Below are 17079 nucleotides of genomic sequence, written 5' to 3' on the forward strand. Positions count from 1 at the left end.
CGTTGATCCGCATTATTCAACATTATTTACATGTAAATTATAGCATCCCAGCAAATCGCCCGTTTCTTCGTGACTTAAGTGCTGTAACTATCAGAAAGCATGGTTATTTTTGTGGTGTCTCCTCAAAAAAGAGACGTATTTCTTATCAATATTCTTGGTTCGACTTGGCTGAACCGGCCGTTTTGTTATCAATTAAGCTGGCATCTGACATGAGACTGCGCTGTTGCGGTCGGCGCTATTGCTTGCGCCGCTGATACTGGTCGAAGCCGACGGCGGCGAGCAGCACCAGCCCCTTGATCACCTGCTGGTAGTCGATGCCGATGCCGAGAATCGACATGCCGTTGTTCATCACCCCCATGATCAGCGCGCCGACCACGGCGCCGGTCACCCGGCCGACGCCGCCCGATGCAGAGGCGCCGCCGATGAAGCAGGCGGCAATCACGTCGAGCTCGAACCCGAGGCCGGCCTTCGGTGTCGCGGTATTCAGTCGCGCGGCGAAGATCAGGCCGGCCAGCGCGGCCAGAACCCCCATGTTGACAAAGGTGTAGAAGGTCAGCCGTTCGGTCTTGATGCCGGACAGCTTGGCCGCCTTGATATTGCCGCCGAGCGCGTAGATGCGCCGGCCAATCACTGTGCGGTTGGTGACGAAGCGGTAGAACATGATCAGGGCGAACATGATGACCAGAACGTTCGGCAGGCCGCGATAGGTGGCGAGCAGATAGCTGAAAGCCACGATCAGCGCCGAAGCCAGACCGGTCTTGGCGGCAAAGGCTGCGATCGAATCGCCCTCGATGCCCTCGCGCACCTGGATCATGCGCTGCCGCCAGTTCAGAACCACCAGGATCGCAGCCAGAATCACGCCAACGAACAGCGAGGTCAGCCGGATCGAATCGCCGGGAATGATATCGGGGATGAAGCCCGAGCTCAGTTTCTGGAAAGTTGGCGAAAACGGGCCCACCGACTGGCCCTGCAGCACAGCCAGCGACAGGCCGCGAAAGACCAGCATGCCGGCCAGTGTGACGATGAAAGACGGAATCCGGATATAGGCGATCCAGTAACCCTGGATGGCGCCGATGATGGCGCCCGCCAGAAGGCAGAGCAGCGCCGCCGGAATGAAATGGATGTTGAACTGCACCATCAGGACCGCCGCGAGGGCACCGATGAAGCCGACGATCGAGCCGACCGACAGGTCGATATGGCCGGCAACGATCACCAGCAGCATGCCGAGCGCCATCACCACGATATAGCTGTTCTGCAGCACCAGGTTGGTCAGGTTCAGCGGGCGCAGCAGCGTGCCGTCGGTGACAAACTGGAAGAACACCACGATGGCGAACAGGCAGAAGATCATGCCGTATTCGCGCAGACCGCTCAGAAAGCTGCCGCCCGCTTTCTGCGGCGCCGTGGTCTGCCGGTGCGATACGATCTCACTCATTCAGTTCACTCCGCCTGACTTCACGATGGCGCGCATGATCGCTTCCTGCGAGGCTTCAGCCGCGGAAAACTCGGCCACGATGCGGCCGCGGTTCATCACGTAAATGCGATCACACATGCCGAGCAGTTCCGGCATTTCCGACGAAATCATCAGAACACCTTTCCCGTTCTGCGCCAGCTCGTTGATGATGGTGTAAATCTCGTATTTAGCACCGACGTCGATCCCGCGGGTCGGCTCATCGAGAATCAGGATGTCCGGCGTGGCAAACAGCCATTTGCTGAGCACCACTTTCTGCTGGTTCCCGCCCGAAAGATTGACCGTCTGCTGTCCAACGCCGGCGCAGCGGATATTGAGGCGGCTGCGGTAATGCTCGGCCGCCTTCCGCTCGCGGGCGGCATCAATCACGCCCCAGTCGGCCACCCCGTGCAGATTCGCCAGCGTGATATTGGACCGCACATCCTCCTGCAGAACCAGCCCGTACTCCTTGCGGTCCTCGGTGGCATAGGCGAGCGCGGCGTCGATAGCTTGCGGTACCGACGACAGGTGGACCGGCCGGCCATTGATCCTGGCCCTGCCGTTGATGCCCTGGCCATAGGATCGGCCGAACAGGCTCATGGCGAATTCGGTGCGGCCTGCGCCGAGCAGGCCGGCGATGCCGACCACTTCGCCGCCCCGCACGGTGAGGCTGATATCCTCCACCACGATACGCTGGGCGTGGATCGGGTGACGCACGGTCCATCCCTCGACTTCGAGCAGCGGCTCGCCGATCGCCACGTCACCACGCGGCGGGTAGCGATGCGCCATGTCGCGGCCAACCATGCCCTTGATGATGCGGTCCTCATCCATCTCACCGTCCGGTGCGATGATATCCTCGCGGTCGAGGGTCTCGACCGTCGTCCCGTCCCGCAGGATCGTTACCGTGTCGGCAACCCTGGCAATCTCGTTCAGCTTGTGGGAGATCAGGATCGAGGTGATGCCCTGCTGCTTGAACGAGACCAGAAGATCCAGCAGTGCGTTGCTGTCGCTTTCGTTCAGCGAAGCGGTCGGCTCGTCGAGAATTAGCAGGCGCACCCGTTTGGACAAGGCCTTGGCGATCTCGACCAGTTGCTGCTTGCCGACGCCGATGTTGGTCACCAGCGTCTCCGGCGGCTCGTCCAGCCCGACCATGTCAAGCAGCTTGCGTGTGCGTGCCATGGCCAGCGGCCAGTCGATGATGCCGTAATGCGACACTTCGTTGCCGAGAAAAATATTCTCGGCGATCGACAGCAGCGGCACGAGGGCCAGCTCCTGGTGGATGATAATGATGCCCTGTCGTTCGCTGTCGTGGATGCCGGAAAATCGTTCCTCGGCGCCGTCGAACATGATCTGGCCGTCGAAGGTGCCGTGCGGATAGACACCGCTCAGCACCTTCATCAGTGTCGACTTGCCAGCGCCGTTTTCGCCAACCAGGGCGTGAATCTCGCCGGTACGGACAGTGAGGTTGACGTTGTTCAGGGCCTTCACGCCGGGGAAGGTCTTGGTGATGCCGCACATCTCCAGAAGAGCTGTCATCAGGAATCCATTCGGTTGCGGGCCGGGGCGGCAGGCGCCGCCCCGGCAGATCGCAGGACGAGGTTACTTGATCTGGCTTTCCTTGTAGTAACCGCTGTCGACCAGAACCGCTTTCCAGTTGCTCTTGTCGACCACGACCGGCTTGAGCAGATAGGACGGCACCACCTTGACGCCGTTGTTGTAGGTCTTGGCGTCGTTGACCTCGACCTTGCCGCCGGACATCAGCGCATCGATCATGCCGGCGGTGACCTTGGCGAGGTCGCGGGTATCCTTGAAGATCGACGAGGTCTGGTCACCGCGCAGGATTGCCTTCACCGACGGGACCTCGCAGTCCTGACCGGTGATGACAGGCATCGGCTGGCTGCCACTGCCGTATCCGACGCCTTTCAGCGACGAGATGATGCCGATGCTGAGGCCATCGTAGGGCGAGAGCACGGCATCGACCCGCTTGTTCGTGTAATAGGCGCTCAGCAGGTTATCCATGCGGGACTGGGCCGTGGCGCCATCCCAGCGTAGCGTCGAGACCTTGTCCATGCCGAACTGCTTGCTCTGTATGACGAGCTTGCCCTTGTCGATGTAGGGTTGCAGCACCGACATGGCGCCGTTGTAGAAAAAATAGGCGTTGTTGTCGTCGGGTGAGCCGCCGAACAGTTCGATGTTGAACGGGCCCTTGCCATCTTTCAGGCCAAGCGCCTTTTCGATGTAGCCGCCCTGCAGCACGCCGACCTGGAAGTTGTCGAAGGTGGTGTAATAGTCGACGTTCGGCGAATTGCGGATCAGCCGGTCGTAGGCGATCACCTTGATGCCGCTGTCATGTGCCTGTTTCAGGGCGTTCGACAGGGTGGTGCCATCGATTGCCGCGATCACCAGGATCTTGGAGCCCTTGGTGATCATGTTCTCGACCTGGGCAAGCTGGTTCGGGATGTCGTCGTCGGCATATTGCAGATCGGTTTTGTAGCCTTTCTGCTCCAGCGATTTGACCAGATTGGCGCCATCGGCGATCCAACGTGCGGATGATTTCGTTGGCATCGAAATGCCGATCAAGCCTTTCGACGCGGCCATCGCGGTGCCGCCAAGCATGATGGCGGCTGCAAGGGTGCTGCTGCAGACGAGCGCTGCTAATCTTTTCATGTTTCCTCCCAATATAAGCTTTACCGCGTCACTGACGCGGGCCGGTTTGCTGGTGGCTAGACCCAACCTCCATCGACCACGTAATGCTGGTTGGTGCATCCACTTGCCTCATCGGAGGCGAGGAAGAGTGCGACCCTGGCGATGTCGATCGGGTAGAGCTTGCGTTTCAGGCACTGTCGCTCGTAGATCTCCTTCTCGGTTTCCGGGGTCACCCACAGGGCGAGCTGGCGTTCGGTCATGATCCAGCCCGGCGCCAGGGCATTTACTCTGATGCCGTGCGGACCGTAGTCGCGGGCAAGCGAACGGGTCAGGCCGATCACGGCGGACTTGCAGGCGGTGTAGGCGGCCATGCCGCCCTGGCCGATCATCCATGAGACCGAACCGAAATTGAGGATGGCGCCGGCTTTTTTCGCCTTCATGTCAGGCAGCACGGCCTGGGCGGCGAAGAACTGGTGCTTGAGATTGACGGCGATGCGGCCGTCCCAATAGGCCTCGGTCACCTCTTCGGTGGCGTGGCGTTCGTCATGGGCGGCATTGTTCATCAGCACATCGACCGGGCCAAAGGCGTCGCGGATGCGACCGATCGCCGCCTTCAGGGCCGGAATATCGGTCAAATCCGCCGCCTCGTAACGGACAGCGGCCCCGCCGGGTTCCAGTTCCGCCACCAGAGAGCGCGACGGGCCCTCGGCGATATCGATAAAGCCGACCCGGCATTTCTGGCGGGCAAACTGCCGCACCAATTCGGCGCCGATGCCTGAGCCGCCGCCGGTGACGACGACTGTTTTGCCGGCGAGGTCTGGGTAAATGGCCGCCACGGCATACTCCTCGTTCGCTCTCCCAAAAATCATTTAATATGATTAATACGACTATTCAGATTTCCCGCAATATGGCAAGTTGGAAATGCACACAACAAAAAGCGCCACCAGAGCGTGTCATCTAGGGAGAATAAGTCCAATGAAAACGACTCTTTCCTTGCTTGCCGCAACCGCCCTTGCGTTTTGCTGGGGCGCGAACACCACTTACGCGGCCGACCATATGACGGTCGGCTTTTCGCAGATCGGCTCGGAATCGGGCTGGCGCGCGGCCGAGACCACGGTGACCAAGCGGGAAGCCGAGAAGCGCCACATCAATCTGAAATTCTCCGACGCCCAGCAGAAACAGGAGAACCAGATCCGCGCCATCCGCTCGTTCATCGCCCAGGGCGTCGACGCCATCTTGGTCGCGCCGGTGGTCGAGACCGGCTGGGATGCCGTGCTGCAGGAAGCCAAGGACGCCAAGATTCCGGTCGTCCTGCTCGACCGCAATATCCGCACCGAAAAGAAGGACCTCTACCTGACCGCGGTGACCTCCGACCAGGTGCATGAAGGCAAAGTGGCGGGCGACTGGCTGGTGAAGGCGGTCGGCAGCAAGGCCTGCAATGTCGTCGAACTGCAGGGCACCACCGGCTCGAGCCCGGCGATCAACCGCAAGAAGGGTTTTGACGAGGCGATCAGCGCTGCAAAGAACATCAAGATCATCCGCAGCCAGACCGGCGACTTCACCCGTGCCAAGGGCAAAGAAGTCATGGAAAGCTTCATCAAAGCCGAGAATGGCGGCAAGGGCATCTGCGCCGTCTATGCCCATAACGACGACATGATGATCGGCGCCATCCAGGCAATGAAAGAGGCCGGCCTGAAGCCCGGCAAGGATATCCTGACCATCTCGATCGACGCGGTCCCCGATATCTTCAAGGCGATGGCGGCCGGCGAGGCCAATGCCACCGTCGAGCTGACGCCGGACATGGCCGGCCCGGCCTTCGACGCCCTGGCGGCCTACAAGGCCAAGGGCACTATGCCGAAGCCGTGGATCCAGACGGAATCCAAACTCTACACGGCCAAGGACGACCCGATGAAGGTCTACGAATCGAAGAAGGACCTCGGCTACTGAGGCTGCGTCGGGCGGCGGCCGGACCGGCTGCCGCCCGCTGTCCCTGCCATTGCTGCGGAACCCGACAATGAATGCCGTTGCGTCCCATGCGCTGCTCGAGATCCGGGGGCTGTCGAAGACATTCCCCGGTGTGAAGGCGCTCGATGGCGTCGACTTCACCCTGCAGGCCGGTGAAATCCATGGCCTGCTCGGCGAAAATGGTGCCGGCAAATCCACCCTGATCAAGGCGGTGACCGGTGCCCAGCCGGCCAGCGGCGGCACAATCCGGCTGAACGGCTTGCCGGTGGCGCCGCGCAGCACTGCGGCGGCCCAGCAGGCCGGCATTGCCGCCGTCTATCAGGAGGTCAACCTGCTGCCCAACCTGACGGTGGCGGAAAACCTGTTTCTCGGTCGCCAGCCCACCCGCTGCGGCTGGGTCAACGGACGCCGCATGAACCGCGAGGCGGCGGCCTTGCTGCGGACCTTCGATATCGACATCGATGTATCGCGTCCGCTCGGCGAGTTTTCGGTCGCGGTGCAGCACCTGACGGCAATTGCCCGTGCCGTCGACCTGTCGGCGCGCGTCCTGGTACTCGATGAGCCTACCGCCAGCCTGGACGTGCACGAGGTCGCAAAGCTGTTCGCAGTGATGCGCCGGCTCAGCTCGCGCGGGATCGGCATTGTTTTTGTCACCCATTTCCTCGACCAGGTCTACGCCATCTGCGATTCCATTACTGTGCTGCGCAACGGCCGGCTGGTCGGCGAACGCCGGATCGGCGACTTGCCGCGGCTCGAGCTGATTTCCATGATGCTGGGCCGCGAGCTGCAATCGGAAACCTGCGACAGTCGCGGTCAGGGCATTTCCGGCGCACCGTTCATCCGCTTCCGCAGTCTCGGCAAGAACCGTTACCTGCAGCCCTTCGATCTCGACATCCGCTCGGGCGAGGCGATCGGCATCGCCGGCCTGCTCGGGTCCGGCCGCACCGAAACCACCCGTCTCGTCTTCGGTGCCGAGCGGCGCGATTGCGGCGTTGTCGAGATCGATGGTCGCGCCATCCGGCTGGCGTCGCCACGCGATGCCATCGCCCATGGCTTCGGTTACTGCCCGGAAGAGCGTAAGACAGAGGGCATCGTCGGTGATCTGTCGATCCGCGAGAACATCATCCTTGCCCTGCAGGCCCGCCGCGGCTGGTTGCGGCCGCTGCGGCTGGCCGAACAGTCGCGCATCGCCCAACGCTTCGTCGACCTGCTTGACATCCGCACGCCGGATACTGACCGGCCGATCGGCCTGCTGTCCGGGGGCAATCAGCAGAAGGCACTGCTGGCGCGCTGGCTGGCGATCCGGCCGCGCATGCTGATCCTCGATGAGCCGACCCGCGGCATCGATGTCGGCGCGCATGCCGAGATCATGCGGCTGATCCGCGAACTCTGCGCCGATGGCCTCGCGGTGCTGGTGGCATCCTCCGAACTCGAGGAAGTTACCGCCTATGCCGATCGCGTGGTGGTGCTGCGCGACCGTGCCCATGTCGGCATGATCGAAGGCGAGGCGATCACGGTGTCGGCAATCATGCGCATCATCGCCGCCGACCAGCACGCGCCGGCCGATGCGGTGGCGGTAGCGGCATCATGACCCGGCTGCTGCTGAAGAAAGGCCTGCCGCAATGCGGCGCGCTGCTGGTCATGCTGCTGGCCTGCTGGCTGGTCTCGCCGCAGTTTTTCGACATCCGCCTGCAGGACGGCCGCCTGTTCGGCAGCCTGGTCGACGTGCTGAACCGTGGCGCGCCGGTTGCCATCCTGGCAGTGGGCATGACCCTGGTGATCGCCACGGGCGGCATCGACCTGTCGGTCGGGGCCGTCATGGCAATCAGCGGTGCTGTCGCCGCATCGCTGGCCGACAGCCAGCCGATAGCCGTCGCCCTGCTGGCCGCTCTCGCCGTCGGCGTCGCCTGTGGCCTGTGGAACGCCCTGCTGATTGCCCTGTTCAGAATCCAGCCGATCGTCGCCACCCTGATCCTGATGGTGGCCGGTCGCGGCATCGCCCAGCTGATCACCCAGGGCAAGATCGTTACCTTTGCCTCGCCGGACCTCGCCTTCATGGGCAACGGCGCCTTCCTGACCGTGCCGATGCCGATCCTGCTGGTGGCGGCAATGCTGCTGGTCACCGGCCTGCTGGTGCGGCAGACTGCGCTCGGCCTGATGATCGAAGCGACCGGCGCGAATGCGCGCGCCGCCTGGCTGGCCGGCATCCGCACCCGGGCGATTACCGCTATCGCTTATGTCTGGTCGGGCTTCGCTGCCGCGCTGGCCGGTGTGATCGCCGCGGCCAATATCCTCGGTGCCGATGCCAACAATGCCGGCCTGTGGCTCGAACTCGACGCCATCCTGGCGGTGGTCATCGGCGGCACGTCACTGCTCGGTGGCCGGTTCAGCCTGTCCCTGTCGGTGGTCGGCGCGCTGATCATCCAGGCGATGAACACCGGCATCCTGCTGTCGGGTATCCGGCCGGAATTCAACCTCGTGATGAAGGCCGCCATCGTGCTGTCGGTTCTATTCCTGCAATCCCGGCTGTTCCACCGGGCGGTGGCGCATCTGCGTCCGCAGCCGGTGGAGCCGCCGCTGGCGAAGGAGGTCCGCTCCTGATGAACCGCATGCTCTCCCTGCTGATGACCGCCGGTGTTTTCTGCATCGGATACCTGCTGTGCGTCTATCAGTTCCCCAGCTTCCTGTCGTTGCGGGTCGCCGCCAACCTGTTCAATGACAATGCCTTCCTCGGCATCACCGCAGTGGGTATGACGTTTGTCATCATCGCCGGCGGTATCGACCTGTCGGTCGGTTCGGTGATCGGTTTCACCACGGTCTTTGTCGCCGTTGCCATCGGCCACTGGGGCTGGCCACCCTTCGTGGCTTTCGCCGTCATCCTTGCGATCTGCGGGCTGTTCGGTGCGGCCATGGGCTGGCTGATCCACCGGGTGGAGATTCCGGCCTTCATCGTCACGCTGGCCGGCCTGTTCCTCGCCCGCGGCGGTGCCTTCCTGGTCAGCACCCAGTCAGTGCCGATCGAGGCTCCGTTCTATGCCGACTTGCCGGCCTATGCCCTGGTGCTGCCCGGCGGTAGCCGGCTTTCGCTGTCGGCCATGATCATGATTGCCGTCTTCATCGTCGCCGGCATCGTCCTGCATCGCACCCGCTTCGGTGCCAATGTCTACGCGCTGGGCGGCGACCGCCAGTCAGCCGCGCTGATGGGGGTGCCGATCGGCCGCACGACGATGGCGATTTATACCATCTCCAGCCTGCTCGCCGGCCTGGCCGGCATCGTGTTCTCATTCTACACCTCGGCCGGCTACTCCCTGTCGGCAGTCGGCATCGAACTCGACACCATTGCGGCCGTGGTGATCGGCGGCACCCTGCTCAGCGGCGGCCATGGCCTGATGGCCGGGACCCTGCTGGGAGTGTTGATCCAGGGCCTGATCCAGACCTACATCGTTTTCGATGGTACCCTGTCAAGCTGGTGGGCCAAGATCGTCATCGGCGGCTTGCTCTTTGCCTTCATTGCCATTCAGCAGATACTGGTTTCAGTCGCGGCATACCGGCAACAGCGCCGGCCGGCTGCCGCCTTGCAGGGGAGACATGCATGAACCAGCCACTGGTCAACATCCAGGGCGCCCAGATCACTTCCAGCCACGGCCAGGTCGCCCATGCGCTGGGCCGCGGCATCGTGCTCGGTCGCCATCGCGAGGGCGAGTTGCTGCCGGCGGAGGCCGATCTGATGAAGCAGTTCGGCACCTCGCGCACCGTGCTGCGCGAGGCCATCAAGATGCTGGCCGCCAAGGGCATGGTGGTGTCGCGATCCAAGGTTGGCACCCGGGTGCGCGAGCGGTCGGCGTGGAACATGTTCGATACCGAGGTGCTGCGCTGGTACCTTGAAGGTGGCGTCGATCGGCGCTTTCTGCGCGACCTGGCCGAAATCCGCCTGGCGGTCGAGCCGGCCGCCGCGGCCCTGGCCGCCGTCCGGCGCAGCGAACAGGACCTGGCAGCGATGGACGCCGCCATCACGACGATGCGCGATGCCAATGCCCTCAATGCCGGTTATGCCGATGCAGATCTCGCCCTGCACCTGGCACTTGCCGATGCCTGCGGCAACGTGTTCATGCGTTCCATCGGCGCCGTGATCGAGGCGGCGCTGCGGGTGTCTTTCCAGCTCAGCTCGCCGCCCGATCCCGTCGAACATGAGCGGTCCTGGAAAGCCCATGCCGATATCGTCGAGGCGATCCGCCGGGGCGATGCAGATGCCGCTGCCAGGGCGACGGAGCGGGTGATCTACCACGGGCTGGAACGCCATGGCGTTCTGGCCGGCGAGGTCGCCGGCTGATGACCACCGCCGGCGCCCGGAGCCACCAGCCCGACAGCGAGGCCGTCGCCCGGATCGGCCTGTCCGGCGGCGGACTGGAAGCCGAGATTCTGAGTTTCGGTGCCGCGATCCGTGCCCTGCATTTTGCAGGGCAACCGGTCGTCCTGTCGCTGGACGGCGTCGACGATTACGTCGCGGGTCGGACCTATTTCGGCGCCGTCGCCGGCCGCTTTGCCAACCGCATTGCCGGCGGTCGCTTCATCCTCGACGGGACCCCTTACCGGTTACCGTGCAATGAGGCCGGGCGGACCCACCTGCATGGCGGCCTGCGCGGTTTTTCCCACCGCAACTGGCAGGTCCGGTCAGTCGGGCCGGCGTCGGTCACACTGGCCTACGATGCCGCCGATGGCGAAGAAGGCTATCCGGGCGCGATGGCCGTGTCGTGCACGTATGCCATCGCGGGCGAGGGCATGCTCAACATAACGCTGACGGCAACCTGCGACCGTCCGACCATCGTCAACCTGGCGACCCATTCCTATTTCAACCTTGACGGCGGCGGTACCATCGTCGATCACCGGCTCGAAATTCCGGCCGACCGCTATCTTCCGGTCGATGGCGACAAGATACCGACCGGCGAACAGGCCGCGGTCGCCGGCACGCCCTTCGATTTCCGCAGCCCACGCCCGATTGGTGATTTCCCCTATGACCATGCCTTTGTGCTGCCGGCCGCGGCCGAAGGCGATATACGGCCGGTTGCGCGGCTGACCGGTCCGCGGTCCGGCATCACGCTGGAGGTCGCGTCGACCGAACCGGCCCTGCAATTCTATGACGGACACATGCTCGATGTCGGGCAATACGGTTCCCGCGCCGGGCTATGCCTCGAACCCCAGCGCTTCCCCGACGCGCCGAACCACGCGGACTTCCCCAGCGCGGTGCTGCGGCCCGGCGACGTCTATCGGCAGGTCACCCAGTATCGCTTCCGCCGCAGCGGATAACGCAGAGCGACAGTTGCAGGAATGACAGAGCAGAGCAAAATACCACCCCGGAAACCCCTGCGCAGCCAGGCATGGTTCGGCCGCCAGGACAAGATGGGATTCTATTACCGGTCTTTCCTCAAGAATACCGGCACCCCGCAGGACCAGTTCGACGGTCGCCCGGTGATCGGCATCTGCAATACATGGTCGGAACTGACCCCCTGCAACGTGCATTTCCGTGACCTCGCCGCCCATGTCCGCGACGGCGTGCTGGAGGGTGGCGGCTATCCGCTGGAATTCCCGGTTTCCTCGCTCGGCGAGGTGACGATGCGGCCGACCGCCATGCTGTTCCGCAATCTGGCGGCGATGGATGTCGAGGAGGCGATCCGTGCCCATCCGCTCGATGGCGTGGTGCTGCTGATGGGTTGCGACAAGACGACGCCGGCCCTGCTGATGGGGGCGGCCAGCGCCAACCTGCCGACCATTGGCGTCTCCGGCGGACCGCAGCTGCGCGGCGTCTATCGCGGAACCTATATCGGCTCCGGCACCAACATCATCTCGATGAGCGAGCAGTTGCGCTCCGGCGAGATCACGGTGGAGGAATTCCACGAAGCCGAGGCCGGCATGAACCGGTCGATCGGCTCCTGCATGACCATGGGCACGGCCTCCAGCATGGCCTCGATGGTCGAGGCGCTCGGCGTCGGCCTGCCGGAGAATGCCGCCGTGCCGGCGGCCGATGCCCGGCGCAATCACCTGGCCCGCATGGCCGGCCGGCGCATCGTCGAGATGGTGCACGAAGACCTGGTATTGTCGAAAATTCTCACTCGCGAGGCCTTCGAGAATGCAATCCGCACGCTCGCGGCCATCGGCGGTTCGACCAATGCCGTGGTGCATCTGCTCGCCATCGCCGGCCGCATCGGTGTGCCGCTCAGCCTTGACGACTTCGACCGGCTGGGCCGCGACGTACATTGTCTGGTCGACATCATGCCGTCGGGACGCTTCCTGATGGAGGATTTCCACTATGCCGGCGGCCTGCCGGCGGTGCTGCGGGAGCTGGGCAGCCGCGGCCTGCTGCATGCCGATGCCCTGACCGTTACCGGGTGCAGCCTGTGGGACAACGTATCCGCGGCCCCCTGTTACAATCGCGAGGTGATCACGCCGTTTGATGCGCCATTCAAGGCCGGCGCCGGCATTGCCATCCTACGCGGCAATCTGGCGCCCGACGGTGCCGTGATCAAACCGTCGGCAGCCTCACCCGAACTGATGCAGCACACCGGTCGTGCGGTGGTGTTCGAATCGGTCGAGGAGATGCACGCGGGGGTGAACGACGACAGCCTCGATATCGATGCCGGCTCGATCATGGTGCTGAAGAACTGCGGACCCAGGGGATACCCGGGCATGGCCGAGGTCGGCAACATGCCGATCCCGGCCAAGCTGCTGCGCCAGGGCGTGCGGGACATGGTGCGCATCTCCGATGCCCGCATGTCAGGTACCGCTTATGGCACCATCGTGCTGCACGTGGCGCCGGAGGCGGCGGCAGGCGGCAATCTGGCGCTGGTGCGCACCGGCGACCTGATCACGCTGGATGTCGAGGCGCGCCGCCTGCACCTGCATGTGGACGACGCCGAGCTGGAAAAGCGGCGCGCCACATGGGTGCCGCCCGACCATGCGGCGGCGCGCGGCTACCTGAAACTCTATCTCGATCATGTGCTGCAGGCCGACCGCGGTGCCGATCTCGATTTCCTGGTCGGCTGCAGCGACGCGCCTGTCGGGCGGGACAATCACTAGGGGATCGTTTCATGGCCATTTCCACCCGGCGCCCCTATCGCGGCGTCTTCCCGGTCGCGCCGACCATCTTCCACGACAACGGCACCCTTGATCTCGATGGTCAGCGTCGCGCCATCGACTTCATGATCGACGCCGGTTCCCAGGGCATCTGTATCCTGGCCAATTTTTCCGAACAGTTTTCGCTGGCCGACGATGAGCGCGACCAAGTCATGCAGGCCGTGCTGCGGCATGTCGACGACCGGGTGCCGGTGATCGTCACCACCACACATCTGAGCACCGATCTCTGCATTGCCCGCTCGCGGGCGGCGCAGGCCGCCGGCGCCGCCATGGTGATGGTGATGCCGCCCTATCACGGCGCCACGGTGCGTGTCGGCGAGGCCGGGATCATGGAATTCTTCCGCCGCCTGTCGGACGCGATCTCGATTCCGGTCATGATCCAGGACGCGCCGGTCTCCGGCACCATGCTGACGGCACCGTTTCTGGCCAGACTGGCGCGGGATATTGAGCAGGTTCGCTACTTCAAGATCGAATCGGCCCAGGCAGCGGCCAAGCTGCGCAACCTGATCGAGCTCGGCGGCGATGCCATTGAGGGGCCCTGGGACGGCGAGGAAGGCATCACCCTGCTGGCCGATTTCGATGCCGGCGCCACCGGTGCAATGACCGGCGCCGGCTATCCGGACGGCATGCGCCAGATCGCCGACGCCTATCTGGCCGGCCGGCGCGACGAAGCGGTTGCCGCTTACGAGCGCTGGCTGCCGCTGATCAATTACGAGAACCGGCAATGCGGTCTCAGCGCCGCCAAGATGTTGATGAAGGCGGGCGGCATCATTGCCTCTGATGCGCTGCGCCATCCGCTCGAACTGCCGCATCCGCAGACCAGGGCGGGCCTGATCGAGATCGCGCGCCGGCTTGATGCCATAGTGCTGCGCTGGGGCCGGTGACGTAACGGTGATGGGCGGGACGACCAGCATCTTCAGCGACACGGTCTGCGCCCTGGGCGAGGGCCCGGCGGCGCATCCGGCGCTCGGCCGGCTGTTCTGGTTCGACATCCTCGGCCGTCGCCTGCTGGAACAGCCGTTCGCGAGTGGCCATACAACAGTGCATGACCTGCCGGTGATGGCGTCGGTCATGGCCGTGGTCGATGACCACACCCAGCTGATCGCGGCCGAGAACGGACTTTACTTGCGCGATGTGGCAAGCGGTCGCCTGTCCCTTCATGCCGCGCTCGAGGCCGATAATCCGGCGACACGCTCCAATGACGGTCGCGTGCATCCCTGCGGCGCGCTGTGGATCGGCACCATGGGCAAGCGGGCCGAGACGGGCGCCGGTGCGCTCTACTGGTTCTTTCGCGGCGAGTTGCGCCGGCTGTTCAGTGACATCTCGATCATCAACTCGATCGCCTTCTCGCCGGATGGCAGCGCCGCCTGGTTCGCCGATACGGCGCTCGGCATCATCTGGCGCATCGCCACCGATCCGGTGACCGGGCTGCCGCAGGGCGAGCGGCAGGTCTTTGCCACCATTCCCGCCGGCGAGGGTGGTCCTGACGGTTCGGTGATGGATGCTGACGGGCTGTTGTGGAATGCCCGCTGGGGTGGCGGCTGCCTCGACGTCTATGCACCGGACGGCCGGCGGATCCGCTCGGTCTCGATTCCGACCCGACAGCCGAGCTGCCCGGCCTTCATCGGCCCGAACGCGGACCGCATGGCCGTCACCACGGCAACCGAGGGATATGACAATGCGGCGCTGGCGGCAGATCCGCAGGCCGGCCGCACCTTTCTGCTGACAGAAACAGTCAGGGGCCGCTTCGATCCGCCGGTCCGCCTGGCATAAATCCCGGTACATCCTTGGCGTCGTGGGTCAGGAGGCGGGGATTCCTGGACGGCTGCAATCCGCCGATTTTGTAAAGCGAATTCGAATTTCCTGAATCGCAGGCTGTCTCAGGCACCCTTCAGAGGGGTCTCAAAACACTTGCTTGCTGCGCCGGTGCGATTTGAGCTGCTTGGTCGGCATCGGGGTCTCCGTTTCGGCTGTGGAACGACTTCTTCCCCTTATCTGACATGGTGTCGTCTTTGTTCTGCTGCAAGGCCGGTCGCGCGTCGCGCCCTTACGCTGGACGACTGCATCACAGGTGCAGGCCACTGCCGAGTCGCCGGCCAGAGTTCACCGCCGGGTCACGCAGCCGTCACCGTTGCGTCACGGAGCATTCCTAGCGTCTCCGACCAGTCGCCACCCCGCTGACTGGAGGGAAATCATGCTGATCCATCGCCGCAACTTTCTGATCGGAACCGGCGTCGCCGCCGGCAGCCTGGCGCTGCCGCGCTTCGCCATTGCCCAGGGCGACCAGCGCCCGAGCATCACCATCGCCGTGCAGCAGATCTCCAACAGCGCCTCGCTGGAGCCGCTGCGCGAGCAGTCGAATGTCGGTGAGCGCACCTTCTCCTTCCTCTACGAAGGCCTGATCATGCGCAACCTGCAGGGCCAGATGGAGCAGGTCCCGGGCCTGGCGACCAGCTGGAAGCGCATCAACGAGCGCACCGTCGAACTGACCCTGCGTCCGGGCGTGAAGTTCCATAACGGCGACGAGATGACCGCCGACGACGTGGCCTTCACCTTCAGTCGCGAGCGTATGTTCGGTCCCGATTACGACATCACCAGCAACAAGACGCTGTTCGCCAATGTCATGGTGCGCGACAGCGTTCAGGGCAAGGCCCTGCCGCCCGAAGTGATGGCGGTGGCCAAGCGCAGCTGGCCGGCGCTGGAGAAGGTCGAGGCGGTCGACAAATACACCGTGCGCTTTGTCAACCGCACGCCGGACGTCACCATGGAGGGCCGCATCGCCCGCTACGGCAGCGAGATCATCTCGCGCCGCGGCTACGAGGAAGCCAAGACCTGGATCGACTGGGCGCGCGCGCCGGTCACCACCGGCCCTTACAAGGTGCGCAGCTTCTCGCCCGACCAGGAGCTGATCCTCGACGCGCATGAGGATTACTGGGGCGGCCGTCCGCCGCTGAAGAGCGTACGCCTGGTCGTGGTCCCCGAGATCGCCAGCCGCGTCAACGGCCTGTTTTCGGGCCAGTTCGACTTCATCTGCGACATGCCGCCGGACCAGATTCCCGGTATCGAGAAGAATGCCAAGTTCGAGGTGCAGGGCGGCCTGATCGCCAACCATCGCCTGACCGTATTCGACAAGCATCATCCGCAGCTGGTCGATCCGCGCATCCGCCAGGCGGTGACCCATGCGATCGACCGCCAGGCCATCGTCGACAGCCTGTGGGCGGGCCGCACCCGGGTGCCGGCCGGCCTGCAGTGGGAATTCTACGGTCCGATGTTCGTCGAAGGCTGGACGGTGCCGGAATTCAACCTGCAGAAGGCCAAGGATCTGGTGAAGGCCGCCGGCTACAAGGGCGACCCGATCCCGTTCCGCGTGCTCAACAATTACTACACCAATCAGGTTTCCACCGCGCAGATCCTGGTCGAGATGTGGCGTCAGGCCGGCCTGAACGTGCAGATCGAGATGAAGGAAAACTGGCAGCAGATCTTCGAGAATAACGGTCAGCGCGCGATCCGCGACTGGTCGAACAGCGCGCCGTTCACCGATCCGATCTCGTCGATCGTCAACCAGCACGGCCCCAATGGTCAGCAGCAGCAGACCAAGGAATGGGAAAACGACGAGATGAACCGCCTGTCGGTCGCCATGGAGACCGAGACGGACATGCCGAAGCGCAAGGCGATGTTCAAGCGCATGCTGGAAATCTGCGAGCGCGAGGACCCGGCCTATACCGTGCTGCACCAGAACGCGACGTTTACCGGCAAGCGCAAGGACATCCAGTGGAAGTCGGCGCCGGCCTTCGCGATGGACTTTCGCGGCCACAACTTCCGGATCGCCTGATCGCGGATCTGGCGGCGGGGCTTGGGCCCCGCCGTTTTCCTTTGCTGTGACGATGGCGGAT

Annotated in this window: 14 protein-coding genes; 10 read left to right on the forward strand and 4 right to left on the reverse strand. The window is 63.9% G+C overall.

Annotated features, from left to right (window positions below):
- Positions 1-235: 235 nt before the first annotated feature.
- From mmsB to ACFOOQ_RS11880, 4 genes are all read right to left on the reverse strand, one after another.
- Entirely contained in the window at positions 236-1432 is a 1197-nt protein-coding gene (gene mmsB / locus ACFOOQ_RS11865; protein WP_379726495.1) for a multiple monosaccharide ABC transporter permease, read from the reverse strand.
- Positions 1433-2983: a multiple monosaccharide ABC transporter ATP-binding protein gene (gene mmsA / locus ACFOOQ_RS11870; protein ID WP_379726498.1), complete on the reverse strand. Its 1551-nt coding sequence runs from the start codon at positions 2981-2983 to the stop codon at positions 1433-1435.
- 63 nt (positions 2984-3046) lie between these two features.
- On the reverse strand, positions 3047-4114 hold the full coding sequence (chvE, locus tag ACFOOQ_RS11875) for a multiple monosaccharide ABC transporter substrate-binding protein (protein WP_379726501.1): 1068 nt from the start codon (positions 4112-4114) through the stop codon (positions 3047-3049).
- Between the two features lie 56 nt (positions 4115-4170).
- Positions 4171-4929 (reverse strand): SDR family NAD(P)-dependent oxidoreductase, encoded by a 759-nt coding sequence (locus ACFOOQ_RS11880; protein ID WP_379726504.1) that lies wholly within the window; start codon positions 4927-4929, stop codon positions 4171-4173.
- Positions 4930-5068: 139 nt separating this feature from the next.
- Here ACFOOQ_RS11880 and ytfQ point away from each other — a divergent pair, with 139 nt between their 5' ends.
- The 10 genes from ytfQ to ACFOOQ_RS11930 all read left to right on the forward strand — a co-directional run bounded on the left by ytfQ (position 5069) and on the right by ACFOOQ_RS11930 (position 17018).
- The gene (gene ytfQ / locus ACFOOQ_RS11885) at positions 5069-6040 is read left to right on the forward strand and encodes a galactofuranose ABC transporter, galactofuranose-binding protein YtfQ (protein ID WP_379726507.1); all 972 of its coding nucleotides are present in this window, start codon (positions 5069-5071) and stop codon (positions 6038-6040) included.
- 67 nt (positions 6041-6107) lie between these two features.
- The gene (locus tag ACFOOQ_RS11890) at positions 6108-7649 is read left to right on the forward strand and encodes a sugar ABC transporter ATP-binding protein (RefSeq protein ID WP_379726510.1); all 1542 of its coding nucleotides are present in this window, start codon (positions 6108-6110) and stop codon (positions 7647-7649) included.
- Positions 7646-8659: an ABC transporter permease gene (locus tag ACFOOQ_RS11895; protein ID WP_379726512.1), complete on the forward strand. Its 1014-nt coding sequence runs from the start codon at positions 7646-7648 to the stop codon at positions 8657-8659. The genes ACFOOQ_RS11890 and ACFOOQ_RS11895 overlap by 4 nt, the downstream gene beginning before the upstream one ends.
- The gene (gene yjfF, locus ACFOOQ_RS11900; RefSeq protein ID WP_379726514.1) at positions 8659-9654 is read left to right on the forward strand and encodes a galactofuranose ABC transporter, permease protein YjfF; all 996 of its coding nucleotides are present in this window, start codon (positions 8659-8661) and stop codon (positions 9652-9654) included. The genes ACFOOQ_RS11895 and yjfF overlap by 1 nt, the downstream gene beginning before the upstream one ends.
- On the forward strand, positions 9651-10388 hold the full coding sequence (locus tag ACFOOQ_RS11905) for a FadR/GntR family transcriptional regulator (protein ID WP_379726517.1): 738 nt from the start codon (positions 9651-9653) through the stop codon (positions 10386-10388). The genes yjfF and ACFOOQ_RS11905 overlap by 4 nt, the downstream gene beginning before the upstream one ends.
- The gene (locus tag ACFOOQ_RS11910) at positions 10388-11362 is read left to right on the forward strand and encodes an aldose epimerase family protein (RefSeq protein ID WP_379726520.1); all 975 of its coding nucleotides are present in this window, start codon (positions 10388-10390) and stop codon (positions 11360-11362) included. The genes ACFOOQ_RS11905 and ACFOOQ_RS11910 overlap by 1 nt, the downstream gene beginning before the upstream one ends.
- Before the next feature lie 21 nt (positions 11363-11383).
- Entirely contained in the window at positions 11384-13129 is a 1746-nt protein-coding gene (locus ACFOOQ_RS11915) for an IlvD/Edd family dehydratase (RefSeq protein WP_379726523.1), read from the forward strand.
- Between the two features lie 11 nt (positions 13130-13140).
- Positions 13141-14070, forward strand: coding sequence for a dihydrodipicolinate synthase family protein (locus ACFOOQ_RS11920; protein WP_379726526.1), 930 nt, complete (start codon positions 13141-13143; stop codon positions 14068-14070).
- A 10-nt stretch (positions 14071-14080) separates the two neighbouring features.
- The gene (locus ACFOOQ_RS11925) at positions 14081-14959 is read left to right on the forward strand and encodes an SMP-30/gluconolactonase/LRE family protein (protein ID WP_379726529.1); all 879 of its coding nucleotides are present in this window, start codon (positions 14081-14083) and stop codon (positions 14957-14959) included.
- A 421-nt stretch (positions 14960-15380) separates the two neighbouring features.
- Positions 15381-17018, forward strand: a complete 1638-nt coding sequence (locus ACFOOQ_RS11930) for an ABC transporter substrate-binding protein (protein WP_379726532.1) — start codon at positions 15381-15383, stop codon at positions 17016-17018.
- Positions 17019-17079: the final 61 nt, after the last annotated feature.

The sequence above is a fragment of the Ferrovibrio xuzhouensis genome (genome assembly GCF_042648965.1).
Classification (GTDB): Bacteria; Pseudomonadota; Alphaproteobacteria; order Ferrovibrionales; family Ferrovibrionaceae; genus Ferrovibrio; species Ferrovibrio xuzhouensis.